Annotated in this window: 1 pseudogene; it reads left to right on the top strand. The window is 58.1% G+C overall.

What is annotated here, in order from left to right:
• Positions 1-516, top strand: a pseudogene (locus tag ABR397_RS23210) (S-type pyocin domain-containing protein); the annotation flags it as partial.

Raw genomic sequence — 516 nt, 5'->3', positions numbered from 1 at the left:
TTAACGGGCGAGCAACCGCGCGTGAAGGGGATCACGTCACCTGTGGTAAACATTCCGGTACTTACATGATTGTCGGGGGCGTAGCCAGCATGTTTAGCATGGGACGGCGATTGGCGGGCACATTAGATAGTGTCAGCACCTGCCCTTGTCGGGCCCGGCTGATCAATTCCGTGATGGACAGCTATGAGAAACAGGAAGAAGCTGCTGACCGGGTTGTCGCTCCGACTAATATGGCGGCGCAGAATGTCTCTTCTCCGGCGAAAGCGGCGGGAAGCGTTCAGCCCGGTCCACCGTCTGTAACGCAGGCTCCCCCACCGCCGATAGCGGTGTTTACGAAATCTTGCCAGCGGGGCAAAGGCTGTACGGATGCCGGAACAGAAGCTGAACCCGCGGATAACTTTGGCAGAATGGGGATATATCAGGTGCCGTCATCTCCCGCTCCGGTAGCGGCGCAAAAGCCTGAACCGCCTCCTCAGGGCAAGAAACACCCACCTGAACCGGATAAGCCGCAGGATA

Origin of the sequence: Photorhabdus viridis, from assembly GCF_040256935.1 — a bacterium.
Taxonomy (GTDB): Bacteria; Pseudomonadota; Gammaproteobacteria; order Enterobacterales; family Enterobacteriaceae; genus Photorhabdus; species Photorhabdus viridis.
Note: the sequence above shows the minus strand (reverse complement) of the source record. Positions and strands in the feature narration are given on the sequence as shown.